The organism is Vibrio sp. 704 (assembly GCF_033339295.1).
The window spans coordinates 1-16791 of the sequence record NZ_JAWOUH010000005.1 but is presented as its reverse complement, the minus strand read 5'-3'; the positions used below and the strand labels follow the sequence as shown (position 1 = coordinate 16791).

At 44.3% G+C, this 16791-nt stretch carries 5 protein-coding genes; 3 read left to right on the top strand and 2 right to left on the bottom strand.

Going from position 1 to position 16791, the window contains the following annotated elements; translation table 11 throughout:
* The first annotated feature begins 33 nt into the window (after positions 1-33).
* The gene (locus R7R24_RS09670) at positions 34-1227 is read left to right on the top strand and encodes a class I SAM-dependent methyltransferase (RefSeq protein WP_017634613.1); all 1194 of its coding nucleotides are present in this window, start codon (positions 34-36) and stop codon (positions 1225-1227) included.
* A gap of 53 nt (positions 1228-1280) precedes the next feature.
* Here the strand turns inward: R7R24_RS09670 and R7R24_RS09665 are convergent, their stop codons facing one another.
* Positions 1281-6491: a Calx-beta domain-containing protein gene (locus tag R7R24_RS09665; protein WP_318119489.1), complete on the bottom strand. Its 5211-nt coding sequence runs from the start codon at positions 6489-6491 to the stop codon at positions 1281-1283.
* Positions 6492-6880: 389 nt separating this feature from the next.
* On the opposite strand from R7R24_RS09665, the gene R7R24_RS09660 reads away from it, so the two are divergent.
* A complete protein-coding gene (locus tag R7R24_RS09660) occupies positions 6881-8194 on the top strand; it encodes a TolC family outer membrane protein (RefSeq protein WP_021707835.1) in 1314 nt (437 codons plus the stop codon).
* A 2-nt stretch (positions 8195-8196) separates the two neighbouring features.
* Positions 8197-8811 carry an OmpA family protein gene (locus tag R7R24_RS09655; RefSeq protein ID WP_005377363.1) on the top strand — a complete coding sequence of 205 codons (615 nt, stop codon included), beginning with the start codon at positions 8197-8199 and terminating at the stop codon, positions 8809-8811.
* A gap of 86 nt (positions 8812-8897) precedes the next feature.
* On the opposite strand, the gene R7R24_RS09650 is transcribed toward R7R24_RS09655, so the two are convergent.
* The coding region (locus R7R24_RS09650; RefSeq protein ID WP_318119488.1) for a tandem-95 repeat protein at positions 8898-16791 on the bottom strand (7894 nt) is incomplete at its 5' end.

Genomic DNA, 16791 nt, shown 5'->3' with positions numbered 1-16791 from the left:
CGCCCCTTTCAAAATTCAACAAGAGCTAATGAAATGACAGCTGCTATCTATTTGGTTAAAGGTCGTGAGAAATCGGTCAAGCGCAAGCACCCTTGGATCTTCTCTCGAGGCATCAACAAAGTTGAGGGCGAACCTGCTCTTGGCGAAACGGTTGATGTATTCACTCACGACGGTAAATGGCTAGCTAAGGCGGCATATTCGCCAGCTTCACAAATTCGTGCTCGTATTTGGAGTTTTGATAAAGAAGAAATCGACACCGCGTTTTTCGTTAAACGACTTAAAGACGCACAACTTCTTCGTGAAGACATTATCAAACGTGATGGCCTTACGGGTTATCGCCTTATCGCAGCAGAGTCTGACGGCTTACCTGGCGTTACGATCGACCGTTACCAAAATTTCTTTGTGTGCCAACTTCTCAGTGCTGGCGCAGAACACAATAAGCAGGCTATTGTTGACGCTCTGGTTGAGTGCTTCCCTGATTGTAATGTGTACGAGCGCTCTGACGTGGCCGTTCGTAAAAAAGAAGGTTTAAAAGAGAGCACGGGCGTTTTGCACGGCGAAGAGCCACCTAAATCGGTCGTCATCGAAGAAAATGGCGTAAAGATTAGTGTAGATATCGTTGGCGGACACAAAACAGGTTTCTACCTAGATCAACGTGATAGTCGCCAGCAAGCGATGAAATATATGAAAGGCAAAGAAGTTCTTAACTGCTTCTCTTACACAGGTGGCTTCGGACTTTACGCTCTAAAAGGTGATGCAAAGCGTGTGATTAACGCTGACGTGTCGCAACCTGCTTTAGATACCGCAAAATTCAACGCAGAGCTAAACGAGTTTGATATTTCGAAGAAGCGTGCCGTGTTCCTAAATGCAGACGTGTTTAAGCTACTTCGTGAGTATCGTGATCAAGGAACTCAGTTCGATGTGGTTATTATGGACCCACCGAAGTTCGCAGAGAGCAAAGCACAACTAAACGGCGCATGTCGTGGTTACAAAGACATCAACATGCTTGCAATGCAAATTCTAAAACCGGGCGGCACGCTACTGACCTACTCGTGCTCTGGCTTGATGGATCAAGTTCTGTTCCAGAAAATCATCGCTGATGCAGCCGTAGACGCTAACCGCCAAGTAAAGTTTGTGGAGCGTTTTGAACAAGCCGCTGACCACCCAACCGATACAGCATATCCAGAAGGTTTCTACTTAAAAGGTTTTGCATGTAAAGTGCTTTAGGCTACGAATAAGTAAGACAAAGCAGAAGAAAAGGGCCTACTGGCCCTTTTTCATTATGGCTCTAAGTTAACCTTAGTTAGTGCGGATAACACATCTCTCTCAAAGTCCGCATTTCCCACGATTAAATCACTAAACTCTGTCGCCCCGTTTTCTATTACGATAGTTTGAATTGAGTTTCCATCGTTATGGGTTATTTCTAGAGATAAGTCATCGCCATCAATGTTCAAGTCAATACTATTGAGAAGTTCTTCTATCGTATTGTGCCCTGCATCTTCAACGACTTCACTCAGATCTAAGGTGTCCAAATCTCTCTCAAAACCTCTAATTAGATCTGTTCCTGTATCCAAGGAGTCGTTGACCCATTTAAAGACATCTGCCTCGTTATCATTACCGATCAAGATGTCATGACTTACGTCCACTTCAGCTTCAATAATATTTGCAGAGCCATTACTTGAAGCATTTACTCCTCCGTTTTCATCAATAACGAATTGCAGGGTATTCTCACTTTGATCGCCATCGTTATCCGTCAATACATAATCGAAGTCTAACGTTTCAACTGTATCACCCACCGCACCATAAAATGCATACGCACCATCGTTTAGGTCGATTTCCAGAGTATGTTTGCTGTCGATATAGATAGTAAGCTGCATCGTTGTGTCGTCAAATGCATGCGAAATACCATCGTTATTGTCAGTTACTATTAGGTCTGTACCATCAAACGAATAAGTGACACCGTCATGTTCTATTTCGCTAATATAACCACCATCTGCACCAATACCTGTATCTGGAGAAGTGGTATACATCAAGTTCCCCCCAACAGGTTGAATCACTGACTGCAACATAACCGGAGGTAATTGAGTTACGTCAGGAACCACAACACCATCAAGGTCTTGATTCAAAAAGCCATCATAGGCTACGCGATCTAATTGCTCCGGCATAAGATTAACGCCCATACCATACGCTAGGGCTGTTATCTGATTATCAGGATCGGTTAGGTGATCAATCCAACTCTGCTCGCGAGCGTCGTTTATAAATGATGACGCAGGGTTTGGCTGACCATCTGACAAGAAGTAACTAACATTCGACGCACTGGTTAACTTACCTACATCATCCCATGACTGTTTTGCTTCATTTAGCGCGTTGTTATAGTTAGTCGCGCCACCCGCAGTTAGCGTCTCAATATACGCTTTGGCCTCCTCGACCGTCAGCCACGTCGCAGCACCTATAGCGTAAGTGGATGCTGTACTGCTATAAGTAATAATTTGAACTCGCGTTTGACCGATAGACTCATATTGATTCAATAACTGAGTTGCCGAATCTTTCATTATCTGCAAGCGATTATCCGTTCGCATAGAACCCGAGACATCCATTATGAGCTGAACGTTGGCACTTTCTTTAGTTTCTGCAACTACATCGTGAATAATAGATGCAGAATCTGGTGAGTCATCTTCCACAATAACGTTGACCGTTGTGGAGTTAGTAAGACCACGAGCATTCGAGACAAGCACAGGCACCTCAATATTTAAGGTGTCTTCTCCAGATGGGTTGGAGTGATCAATCGGACCAAGAAGCTCCGTAGATACCACTCCAGTATCATTGACTGATATTTTGATAACCTCTTCACCGTTCGCTGAACCGATAAGCATTTGGTCGTTATTTGATAACGTCCACGTTACAGAGATCCCGTTACTAGTAAGAGCCGTAGATGGTTCACTGAGCGTAACAGAATCAACGGTTTGACCCAGCGTCAATTGTTCTACATCAGTACTCGAGTCAGTTGTGTCATCAAAGCCGTTTAGAGCAGAGTCATCAGCAATGGCGTTGCTTAAGCCTTCCTCAGAAACGTTTAGTGTTACACCTTCTACAATTGGTGGGGCGTAAGGGTTGACAGAAAAGTACCCCGTTTTACTATCGCCATCATTATCAGTAATAGTGTAGTTAAAATCGATATCCCCATCGCCATAAGGTGAGGTCAAAGGCAAGTATTGGAAGAACTCCCATTTTCCAGTGCTAGGTGTAAGTTGAACTTCGAATGCAAGCTCTCCATCAGCCTCTGCAATCAGTCTATTAGAGTTTTGTGGATCGACGTATATCAACACGTCTTTACCATCTAGAGTCTCTAAACCAGCCTCACCTCCATTTAAGACTATAGAACCAGGGCCATCAGCTCCATATACAGCACCGAGGTTCCCATCCGCACTAGCAATTGGCACGCCAGAGTACGCACCTGTAAAGGTTATTGATTTAACGGTAAAGTCACTGTTGTCTTCAGTATCCGGGCCATTGCCATTACTGGTCGCCTCGAGGATGATTTTATCAAAGCCTCCCTGTTGAACATTGAAATTTGCCGCGTAATCACCACTGCTTGCGTCAGAGCTGAACGATTGCTGAGCAATTAATACACCATCTCTATAAAAAGATGCGATTCCTTTCTCAAGTTCACCACCAAACATTTTCTCAAATTCTATTTCTGCTCCGTAAGCAACTTTATTGCCTAAGTCTATGATTAACTGCTCTGATACACCCTCATTACCCGCGAATCGATAATCGACTTCGTTTTCTAATTGGAAGCCGTTGTTACCAGAACTTTTAACGCCAATCCCTTCTGATGATTGATTGATTTCAGCTGTTCCCAGCATCACAGATTCGTCAGACACAAAACCGTTTGCAGTCACAACAACGTCCCCAAATGTTCGACTGGTTGCATCTGCCTCACTTCCTGCAAAATCTATGCGCCCTGTCAGAACGTTAGGTGCACCAGTAAGCGACACATCGACGGGTTGAACAACAACAGGCACGTATGGGCAATCATCTTCAACGGCCACATTTAAGCTTTGAGATGTTGTTGTTTGTCCATCACTTACAGAAATCTGTAAATCAAAGTTGATGATGTCTTCCACATCATTAACAGGATGATCAAGTGGCTCAAACAGAGTAATAGTATAGTCCCAAGAGCCTTGACCTGAAGCTGAAGGCTCGCTCAGCACAACAGTAGCAACAACGCTCAGGTGAGCAGTTTTCGCAGTCAGCGTTTGAGTACTGTTGTCCCACGTCCACGATATAGGCTCCCCTCCTGATGTTAGGTTGTTAGGGCCTGCCAATACCACTGAAACATTCGCCGTGTCTGGATCGGCAACTGTGAATGTTCCTGAGAAACTTGCGGAGTTAGTGGTGTCTGAAGGTGCTCCTGTATTATCAGGGATACCATTAGCTAAACCTTCTTCCGAAACAACTGCATTCACAACATTTGAAATAGAAGGAGGAGCATCATTATCAATAATCGTTGCCGTACCGGTATCGCTGCCTTGCACTGCACCAATGCCGGTTACTGTCACGCTGAAATCTTCAGGGCCTTCATAAACAGCGTCATCAATGGAAGCAATACGCACATCAAACTCAGTTTGCCCCGCTGGCACCGTTACTACACCATCGTTTGGCACTGTCACCCAACCACTTCCCGTGTTGTATTCTAGGGTGCCCAAATCTCCAACTTCGGTGTCACCCAAGTTGAGGCCTAGCTCGATTTGAACTGTAGACTCGGAGGCATTCGATAGCGTCACTTTGAAGTTGGCTGTCTCACCCTCATTAATGGTGCCAGCATCTGAAATAGTCACGCTTGGACGGTCATCATCCGGATCGGGACCCGGGCCACTGCCGTCATCCACTATCGTTGCCGTCCCCGTATCGCTGCCTTGCACTGCGCCAATGCCAGTCACCGTCACACTGAAATCTTCAGGGCCTTCATAAACAGCATCATCAATGGCAGCGATGCGCACATCAAACTCAGTTTGCCCTGCTGGCACCGTTACCACGCCATCGTTTGGCACTGCAACCCAACCGGAGCCTGTGTTGTATTCTAAGGTGCCTAAGTCTCCAACTTCGGTGTCACCTAAGTTCAGGCCTAGCTCGACTTGAACAGTGGACTCAGAGGCGTTCGACAACGTCACTTTGAAGTTGGCTGTATCCCCCTCATTGATGGTGCCAGCGTCTGAAATAGTCACGCTTGGACGGTCATCATCCGGATCGGGACCCGGGCCACTGCCGTCATCCACTATCGTTGCCGTCCCCGTATCGCTGCCTTGTACTGCGCCAATGCCGGTTACCGTGACACTGAAATCTTCTGGGCCTTCGTACACCGCATCATCAATGGAAGCGATGCGCACATCAAACTCAGTTTGCCCTGCTGGCACCGTGACTACGCCATCGTTTGGCACTGTCACCCAACCGCTTCCCGTGTTGTATTCTAAGGTACCTAAGTCACCGACTTCGGTATCGCCTAAGTTCAGGCCTAGCTCGACTTGAACAGCGGACTCGGAGGCATTCGACAGCGTCACTTTGAAGTTCGCTGTGTCACCCTCATTAACCGTACCTGCATCACTCATCGTTACCGCTGGGCGATCATCATCAGGATTTGAGCCAGGTCCACTACCATCATCTAAAATAGTGGCAGTCCCAGTAACAGGTGTGCTTTGTTCTTCTGTCGTGCCAGAGAGCGTAAACGTTTCTGGGCCTTCAAATATAGAGTCGTCAATAGAGTCTATAGAGACCGTAAAGTCACTTTCACCCGGTGGGATCGAAATGGTAAAGGTTCCGCTTTCACCGACTGAAACTTCTTCTGTTGTACCATCAGAAAATGTTATGAGGACACGCTCATTGACGTAGTCACTCCCGTTCTCGTCAGCTGAGCCGCCTGTTGCGGTTCCATCAAGGAGAGAAAGAATGACATCAGTGTTGTCTTCAGTTGTTTGACTTAGAGTAATATCGAATACAACTTGGTCACCTTCGTTGATAGTCGGACTAGATATTTCTTGAACTAAGATAGTCGGTGGTACAGGGCCATTAATTACTCTGAAAAGATCCAACAAAGATAGTGCTTGAGTTGTAGATAGTCCGATTCCATCAATACCGACGGTCTCAAAATTCGTACTAGCCAACAATTCAGCGCCAGTACGATCTATTGCACCAGTATTTTGGGGGCTAGAACCACTTTCCTCACCTGCAGCTGGCTCAAAATCCTCACCAAGAGCAGTAGGGTCTTCTCCACTAGCGATAGCCTCGATTAGCGCAGTGACATCATCAGTAACGTTAATTGAACTACCTTGCGGTGTTACCTGTTGTACAATTAATTCTGATGTATCAGAAACTTCCTCAATAATTAATTCACCAGGCTGAGGTAGCTGACCACTTTCAAGACTTCTCAGGTTCCCATCAAGCCCTATAACCACGACATTGCTCATCAATGAACTTAACGCTACTCGATCCATGCTCTTCATCCTTGTATTAGTTTAATTAAAGGCTTGTTACTGCACTAAACACGTCTATAGTTTAGACAAAATATGAATTTTTCGTTTTATTCCAAGAGGATTTAGTTTTTTGAGAGTAATAAGGAAAATAACCGAAGAATTTGCCTTCATTTAAACCAGTTTCCGCTATGCTCTTAAGATAAAAAGGTTTTCTACGAAAAAATCGACCACTTACCAAGCAAGCTTTGCCTCGTATGCTAGAGTTTAGAGAGTAAGATTGTTGTTTTTTATTGAATTAAACATTTAAACATCAACAAGTTGATAATACGCACTAAGAAAATTCATTGTTTGTAACTTCTCGTCTCAAATATGAAACAGAATAAGAGCGACATGATTTTAGGAGAACTAACGTGAGATGGAATCGAGTACATATAGCCTGCTGTTGCTTAATAGTGTCTTCACCAGTTTTCGGTCAAACTCTAGAGCAAGCGGTTGCACAGACGCTACAAAATAACCCCGATATTAAGAGTGCATTTAACGAGTTTATGAGCCAGAAGTACATAAATGAAGCTTCATCAGGTGCTTACCTCCCCTCTGTTGATCTAGATGCTGGAATTGGATATGAAGGATTAGACCCGTCAGATGAAGTTGGTCGAGGAGACACGGATTACACTCGAAAGGAAGCTTCAGTGACACTGACCCAACTAATATGGGATGGTAGCGCTACATTAAATGATATTGATCGAACCGCAGCTGATGCTGAATCTGTTAGATTTCAACTCTTAGCAGATGCTTCAGATAAGGCACTTGAAGTGACTAAAGTGTACTTGGACGCTGTTAAAGCGTATGAAGTCCTAAAGCTTTCAGAAAACAACCTTGCTGTTCATAAAGATATTTACGATGACATTAAAAAACGAGTCAACTCGGGTATCGGCTCTACTGCTGACTTGACGCAGGTAGAAGCACGTTTGGCAAAAGCACACGGAAACTTAGCTGCTGCTCAAAATAACCTGTATGACTCTCACACGATGTTCACTCGTTTAGTCGGTCAAACACCACAAGGGTTAATCTTTCCGAGAGCGGACCAAAACTTTATCCCGTACACGGTTGATGAAGCGGTAGGCTTGGCATTTGAACTTCATCCCGTTATTCAAGTGGCGCTCGCAGACGTAGACTCGGCTAAGTTTCAATACAAACAGTCTAAAGGTGTTAATTACCCAACCATTTCAATTGAAGCTTCGCAAACATGGCGTGACGACGCTGATGGTTTAAAAGGTCGAAGTGATGAGACACTTGCCATGCTGCGTCTACGCTACAACCTATTCAATGGTGGCAGTGATGCAGCGAACTCAGAAAACTTTGCCTACCAGCTAAATAAAGCAAAAGACTTGCGTGAAGGTGCCTATCGCAATGTTGAAGAAGGGTTAAGGCTTTCTTGGAGTGCGCTTGATTTAACATTACAACAAAAAGAGTTTCTATCAGATCATGTAGACTCTGCGTCTGAAACCGTAATTGCTTACGAGAAGCAATATCGCATCGGTAAACGAACACTGCTTGATCTATTGAACACTGAAAACGAGCTCTTTGAGGCGCGTAAAGACTACTTAGATTCTAAATACGCAGAGCAGTACGCCAAATATCGAGTGATGAACGCAACTGGGCAACTGTTGAGTGCATTAAGGGTTGAAATGCCTAAAGAATGGCTAGAAGAAGTGGAGTATTAATTATGAAACACATAGCTTTTATTACACTCTCATTAATGCTCTCCGCATGCAGTTCATCAGATCGTGGTGATGAATATGATTACATAGATACCCCAATTGCCGATCAGTGGGCTGATCATATAGATGATGACTCTGACGGAGTCATTAACGAGCGAGATTTGTGCCCGGGTACACCTTTGGGTGCCGAAATAGACAACGACGGTTGCGGTTCGTACGTTGACTCCTCACAAGAAATGCAAATTCGAGTACTATTTGCGAACGATTCCGATGTGATCAACCCTATCTTTACGCAACAAATTCTTGAACTATCCGACTTTTTGAAAGAGTACCCGAACACGTCTATAGAGATTCAAGGTTATGCTAGTCGCACTGGTACTGCAGAACATAATCTTGACTTATCTAAGCGCCGCGCTGAAAACGTTAGAAAAGAGCTCATGAAGAACGGCATTAGTGGAGATAGAGTTACCATTGTCGGCTATGGAGACACAGTACTTGCGACACAAGGTACAGACCAAGTTAGTCACGCATTGAACCGTCGAGTAACCGCAACAGTGATTGGCCACAAGGGTGAAGTGAAGAAAGAATGGACCGTTTTCACAACACTTCCAAAAAGCTAGCACAACAATAAACAGACCGTAAAAATAAAAGGTCTAGCAAATTGCTAGACCTTTTTGATTTTAAATTTGACTACAGTTTAGCGCTACTACATGTCTTTGTACTGAGCTTCTAAACTCGCAATTAAGCTTTGAGTCACATCATCAACACTTGCACCGTCAAAATGGATGTCCAATGTCGAGCTCCCTTTTGTAATACTCAGGTTTGCCTCAGATCCCCCGTCTGGTGCCACTTCTACATGATACTCTCCGACATCACCAGTATGATCACCTGATTGAAGATCATTAAGAAGCTCTCCAATTTCATCTTTAGATAAGTCGTCAAACAGATCTGAGAAGTCTAGAGCGTCTTCATTTTTATTGAAGTCAGTGACAGTATCAACATCGTTAGTGACTTCACTCCACTTAAAGATGTCGGCCCCTTCTGACCCTGTTAAAGTATCACTACCTAAACCACCAATCAGAATATCATCCCCTTCACCGCCAACGAGTATGTCGTTGCCACCATGACCAAATAGTAAGTCATCACCAGCGCCGCCATATAAATTATCCGATTTATCTCCTTGGTGAGTTTGGTTGAATTCTTCCAAGTTATTTCTAACGTACTCATGTATATCTTCGCCGTCAACGGTAGACACATCCTGACCCGTTTGCTGCGCCACATGTGATTGAATCGCACTTAAGCCTTGTTCATTACCACCAAACTCAATTAAGTCACCTAACAAGATATCGTTACCTTCACCTCCTTGAATAGTGTCTGAACCTTGTTTGAGAGGTACATCTTGACCCAATATCGTTTCAGCAAGCTTAGTAACATCAATATCTGACTCTACCACACCATCAGTGTCATACTGCTTGAGTGTATGTTCATCAACGCCACTCCCAAGACCTATCGCTTCTATAGAGGACAATGCCGCTAGTACTTGATACATGTGTTGAGCTTGTGTCGAGCTATTCCCTTCATCGTAATAACGGATAGAGCCATAATATCTGTCGATATCGCCAAGGATTCTTCCTGTTAGCGGTGAATAAACCTTACCGTAACTATCTATAACGACATCACCTTTGTAGGTAACTGTTTGTCCGTATGAGTAATTGTTTTTACTCGCAATATCTTGCAGGGTAACAAGCTTGCCAGAATTATCGACGTCCAAAATCACTTTCGAGAATTCACTCGGTGCTACACCATAGAGGTATGTTGCTCTATTTGGTTGACCATCCGTAACAAAGTACGTGATATTTTGGCCATTAGGGTTAGGTTGACTGCTGAACCATTCAACGGCCGACTGTAAGCCCGCCTCATAGTTTGTGCCGCCAGAACCCTCATCATCAATTACACGATTCAACTCTTCTACAAACTCTTTTCTTGCTGTAAGAGAACTCAAGTCAACAGAAATCACCGCTGATGCACTTGAAGCAAATTCACTAAGGTGAATATTCACTGTCCCTGGCTTCTCTCCTTGATTTACCGCACTTAACAGCTCATCAAACACATCTAGCACTTCTTGCTTCGCAGTTCCTACCCAGTTACCCATGCTCCCTGAAGTGTCCAGAACAAATGCGATGTTGTAGTCCTGACCTGCAATGATCTCCAATCCTTGAACATCACCAACAATAATATCGTGATCGTCACTACCCGTTATCTGATCATTCCCATGCGATCCCGACTCCAACACATAGTCACGAGCTGTAAGCTCAACGGATTCAGTTGTTGAAGCTGCGTCATTATTTGATCCTTCAACAGACGTAGCAGTAACGCTTAGCGGGAACTCTAAGCTGCCTTCATAATCGAATGGCACTCTGATATCCAGGGAAAGCTTACCATCTGTACCAAGAGTGACAGGGTAATCTCCATTTGAATCTTGCTTAATTGCGACCCCATCAACATACACGTCAACACCGTCTGGTAGATCTTGTACAAGAGCAGTCTGCGCTAAATCCTCACTTCCATCGACATCAACTAGATCAACATCCACATCGACCGAAATCCAGCGATCTTGAAGCACTTCATAAGTGCCATCAGGTTTCAAATCAACAATTTTGTCTGCAAAAACAACGCGTTCAATTTCATATAAATGATCACCTCGGTCATCACTACCTGTATGATCGTTTACCGAATCGATAGAACGACTATCTAATAAAATCCAATATGGAACTTTACCTCCATGATCGTCTTTGAAGGTCATTTTGTAGTCATCAAAGTTCCCTGTTAAGTAGACTGTATCTTTACCATCATGCAGAGTAAGACTGGTCGCGTCATCACCATAAAACGTATCATTGTTACCACCGCCAACAAATACGTCATCGCCACCGCCACCATAGAATACATCGTTGAAATCTGTCCCAACAAACAAGCTGTCGGTGTCACTTAAGTCAGTATTGACTCCCAACACAACACCAGCGTGTGTATTAATTTTAGGTACTGCATTATCCAACCCAAGGTTGGCTGCGACAGCCTCATTTTCGGTATTGGTATTATTTATTGCCGATGTAGCTAAGTGATGGTTTGGATCAATAGCATCTCGTTTAACTAAGTCGCCAACATTGATCGTGATCGTAGGTGCATCTGCGATAGCAACAACATTGATATCAAGTGTATTTGTTACGCCAGTATTTGTGGTATAGCTAATTAATGGAACGTCACCTGACCAATGCTCAGCAGGTTCAAATATGTAACTACCATCTCGGTTTACTAGTAACGTACCACTAGTCAAAGAAACACTTTCGCCTACCTCGTAATCAGCACCATCGATAGTAAGATGATCTACCATCAGAATATTGTCGCCGTCAGAGTCATTAAGCAATACATTCCCTTGTAGAGTATTGTCTTCTATGGTTTCGCCCAAATCACTTTCCGTTTCCGTAGGTAAGTTCTCATGTACTACAACATTGATCGCCAAGTTAGATTCTGCTGAATCACCATTCGAGCTTTCTGTACTCGTTGCAGTCAAATTGATAGTGAAGTCATCATGGGAGCCCGCAGGTGGAGTCACAGTAAGTGCATCTAATGCCCAACTTGTCACGTCCAGTTCTTCATCAATAGTTGCGACAGTAATAGAACTATTTCCATCTGAAAGGATCGCACCTACAGGTAAGCCAGTTAGCGTGACTTTAAGTGATTCAGAGCCATCTGTATCATTTAAGCTTGCTTTAATTTCAGAGAGCGGTATCGCTGTATCTTGTAACCCTTCGTTCAGCTGGTATGTTTCGTAAAACGCAACACCATTAACTTCTTGTAGTTCAGACGTTCTGATATCAGTTGCTTCTAGTGCACTTTCATCACTAACTACGTAAAGACTACTATTGCTCAGGTTGACAGGCGCTTGTCCATTAATGGATACATCCACATTAAAGTTACCCGGACCACTTTGGTTATGGTGATAAATTTCAATTGGATAAAAGCCAGATACCGAAGGGGTAAAGCTAGCTCCCTTAATATCACCACTGTCGCTCCCCCAACGAGCTTGATCAAGTAACGTACCACCCAACTTGATTGCAAGGCTATCATCGGCTTGACCGACAAAGTCGTAACTCGAGCCAGCTTCGAGATAAACAAGAGATGTGACTAGAACGGCCTCATTTGCCAAGGTTGCATGAGTCCCTAAATCTTCCACATTTGCCCAACTCAATCGAGTACCATCGGCTTCATTAAGAGCGTTGATCGCTGAGATTAGAGTCTCTCCATTGACCCCCATACCATCACTAGAACCAACTTGAACATTACTCCATGTCGTAACGTTAAACTCTTGTTGAGGCAATGAGTTTAATGGCGTCACTGCAATTAAGTTCGGTTTGTCAGCTACAGGGTTCACGTCTATTGTCAGTGTCGACTCTTGACCAGAGCTCTGCCCATCTGTCGGTTTAAAACCAATTTGAGCGTAACTAGATTCCTGATCTCCGACTTGATTTCCGCCGAAGCTGTCACTGCCTGATTCATTTAATTCAGGTACAAAACGAACACCGTTTTCCTCAAAAAGCGATTTATCGAGGACTTGATCGATTTGTACAGACTGCCAATCGCCTTGCGAATCTCTGTACTCTAATGAGCCATCGCTAGGAAGCGTTGTAATTTGGACGGATAGATCTGATACATCAGAGTCCACATCGCTAATACCGAATGATGACCAATCAAGCATCACTTGAGTATCTTCATTCATCTCAACCACTGAAGGCGAAGATTCAGGAGCATCATTCACATTTACCAGAGAAACATTTACCTCGGCAGTATCAATCCCGCCAGTTCCATCGATAACCTCAACCTGAAGCGTATAATCGCCCAAGTCAACATCATCGATTGTCTTGTTCAATGAAATCTCTCCACTTGTCGGGTCGATATCAAAAATACCATTAGTGCTCGAGCCATCTGCAAAACGGTATACAAGCACGTCATTATCGTGATCTTCAGCAACGACCGTGCCGATAACGGCCCCAATCACCGTGTTTTCGTTAACTGACCCGAAGTCGTAAACATCATCATTTGGTTTGTCACCAGCACTATCGCCGCCAGAAATAAACTCTGGAGCGTGCTGAGCATCTATAATAGAGACTGTTGCTTCATTCGAGTCACTTGCAAGCGTCGAATCTGCACCAACCGTATCAATTAGAGTCACGGTTAGGTTTTCAAGATCTTCGTAAATACCATCATCGAGAGTTTTTATATCAATCGGCGCCAACGTTTTACCCGCTGGAATCGTGACTGTGTACGTACTTGGAGCAATATAATCTTTGTCATCAACATTCCCTCCGATTGTGAATGTTACCAGTACATCTTCATCTGCTTTTTGGTCAATGTTGACGATAAATTTTGCATCACTACCTTCATCAACTGAGGATTGATCTGAGCTAATAGTCACTTTCGGTGCACTTTGGGCATCAACGATCACAACACTTGCGCTGTTATTTGAAGCAATGCTCGCATCAGCGCCATCAACCTCTTTAATGGTTACTGTGAAAGATTCTGCGCCCTCATAAATACCATCGGTGACCGTCAGTAAGTCAAGAGCAGCTGAAGATTGACCCGCAGGAACTTCAACACTCAGAACGCCAACAAAATCTTTTCCATCTTGGGCCACGCCACTATATTCGACATGAACCGTAACACTCTCATCTGCAACTTTATCAAGTGTCAGCGTAAAGCCTGCCGTTTCACCTTCATTTACGCTATTTTGATCGGCACTAATACTAACTAAAGGTGCAGGATCAGAATCCACAATATTTGCGTTACCAGTTGCAATACCATTACTGGTGACACTACCGATTTCCGTAACCGTAAGACCAAAGCTCTCATCACCTTCATGGACATTATCTAGTTTGGTCGGGACTGCGACTTTAATTTCAGCGACACCTGGAGGTATAGTAACGTCTCCATTAGGCGCTATATCTAATGTTTGAGTTTGACCATGAGTATCCACATAGGTCACTACCATAGTGCCTAGATCAACATCTTCCGCAGTATAGCTATCATTTGTTGTTGACTTCAGATTGACGACAACGGCCTCTTGAACAGGGTTAGAGAGTAAAACGGTAAATATTGCGTCAGTTCCTTCAATGACATCGCCGGCATCTACTACGCTAAGTTTTGTACTGTCATTATCAAGAACTGTTGCCGTCCCCGTTTCACCGCCGATCTCAAGAACGATCGTTTCGCTGCTTTCCACAACCAAGTCATCAATAGTCGGAATCGATATTTCGAAGCTACTTATACCTGCAGGAACAATCAAGTAACCACCTAAGAAAACAACACCATTTGTATAGGTTGCATTTGATAGATTTACGTCATTCTTATCAACTGAAGAACCTTGAGCAAGCATATCAACTTGGTACTTAACGGCAGTGCTAGTGGTTTCATTTAGAACAACCGAGAACGTGACATTGTCACCCTCAGTCACGCTATCACCGACCACAGACAGGCTTGGCCCATTTTCAGCAATATTACCATCTAGCATTTCATTAACGATATTGACTGTAGATGGATCGCTAACGCCATTTTCAGAGTCGACTGCCACATATCCAAAGCTGTCTTCGGCAGGTACACCTTCTACATAACGTAACTCCCAGTTCCCTTCATTTTTCGTAGAAAAATCTAACTGAGTAATGACCGAACCTTCAGGAAGAGCTAGATCTTTCCCATAACCAACGCTTGTTTCTTGGAATAGCATGAAGTTGCCTTCAGGCTTCAAAAACTCGAACGTTTGAGTCTGTTGGACATTATTTGAATCTAAGTATGTAACCGTAATAAGTGCTGCGTTGTCATCACCGTAATCAAACAATCCACCTAATCCATCTAAGCCAAGGTTTACGCTGCCCACAGGATTATTAGACAAATCGATCGTAATCGTTTCACCTTTCTCAATACCCTGCCCATCATTGTCAGCGATACCATTGCCGATGTGTGACACCTGGCGGTTGTACTGCGCAAGCTCACCGCTATCAGAAGAAATGGTGATAGAAGCTCCATTTGCTAAATGCTCAGTACGGGAGTGTGATGGACCTCCGTCCTCACTTAGCCCCCAATTATTGAAATCTGTTGTAGACTCGGAACTATTTAGTGTATCTGGGCGATCCTTGATACCTAATAAGAAACCCACATTATCAGCTTCATAGTAAAGGCTGTCTTTGTCATAAAGCGTATCGCTTACTTCTTTAATTTCGTGCAACTCACCATCACTATCTTTAAAGAACAACGTACCTGAGGTTGGCAGTTCAGTAATTCGGACATGTAGATCGTTGCCTTTTAAGTCGTCTTCAACATCCGCGATATGATCTTGAGAGTCACCGTGACCCAGAGGCTTCGTATCGGTATCAAACACAACGTGCGTAAGCTGATCATCGGCCACATGCGTAAAGTCTTCACTGTCAGGTTTGTCGTTTACTGGCGTGACATCGACGTTAACAATGGTGGATTCACTGACACCACCGGAGGTGACGATGTAGGTGAAGCTGTCTGCCCCGTGGAAGTTGTCGTTTGGCGTGTAAGTGACGCTGCCGTCCGGGTTGACCGAGACCGTGCCGTTAGCTGGACCGTTATTGGTATCCAGCGACACCACTTTGTCGTCGCCTTCGAACGTGTCGTTACCTAAAACCTTGATGATGGTTGGTGTGTCTTCCACAACCGTCGCGCGGTCAGATTCAATATCTGCCACAGGCGCCACTGTGAAGTTCACCGTTTGGCTAACGCTTTCACCGCTTGGATCGGTGGCGGTAAAGGTTAGGGTTTCTGAGCCGTTCCAGTCCGCAGTTGGGCTAATGGTCGCGATGCCATTTTCAATCGACACCAACACGTTGCTGTTGCCGGACACTGAGAAGTTCAGTGCGGAGTCGCTGTCTTTAAATGCGTCGTTTAAATCAATCGTGTAGATCGTAAAATCTTCTGCTAACACTTGATCTGAAATCACATTGTCGACTGTTGGTGCATCGTTAACGCGATTCACAATCAAACTATCACTGTCGCTAACCGTTGGATTAACACCATCCGATACTGATGCGCTGATCGTTAGGTCTTTAAGGTTGAGTTCGTCGTTGTTAACCGCGTCAACACCCGCTTGAGTCAGTTTGACTTCATCGCCAACTAGCGCAAAGTAGCCGTTTGAGTTGTTTTCTAAAGAAACGGTTAATTGCTCTTCTGGCGTGTCGATATCAGCGACTTCCAACGTTGCCACTACCGTATCGGTATTCACTGCATCTTCAGTGATACTTTCTACAGCATCGACCTTGATCGTTGGCGCATCGTTTACTGGGTTAACGGTAACAGCTACTTTCGCTTGGTCAGTCAGCGAACCATCAGTGATGGTGTAAGTGATTTCGGCGTCACCATTGAAGTTCTCAGCCGGTGTGAAGACCAATTTTCCATCAACAATCTCAACTGTGCCTTGCGCTTCAGGTACAGACGCCGATTGGATAGACAACTTATCACCATCAATATCGGTGTCGTTTGGCAGGACATCAATCGTCACTGGCGTGTCTTCGTCAGTAACGGCATTGTCA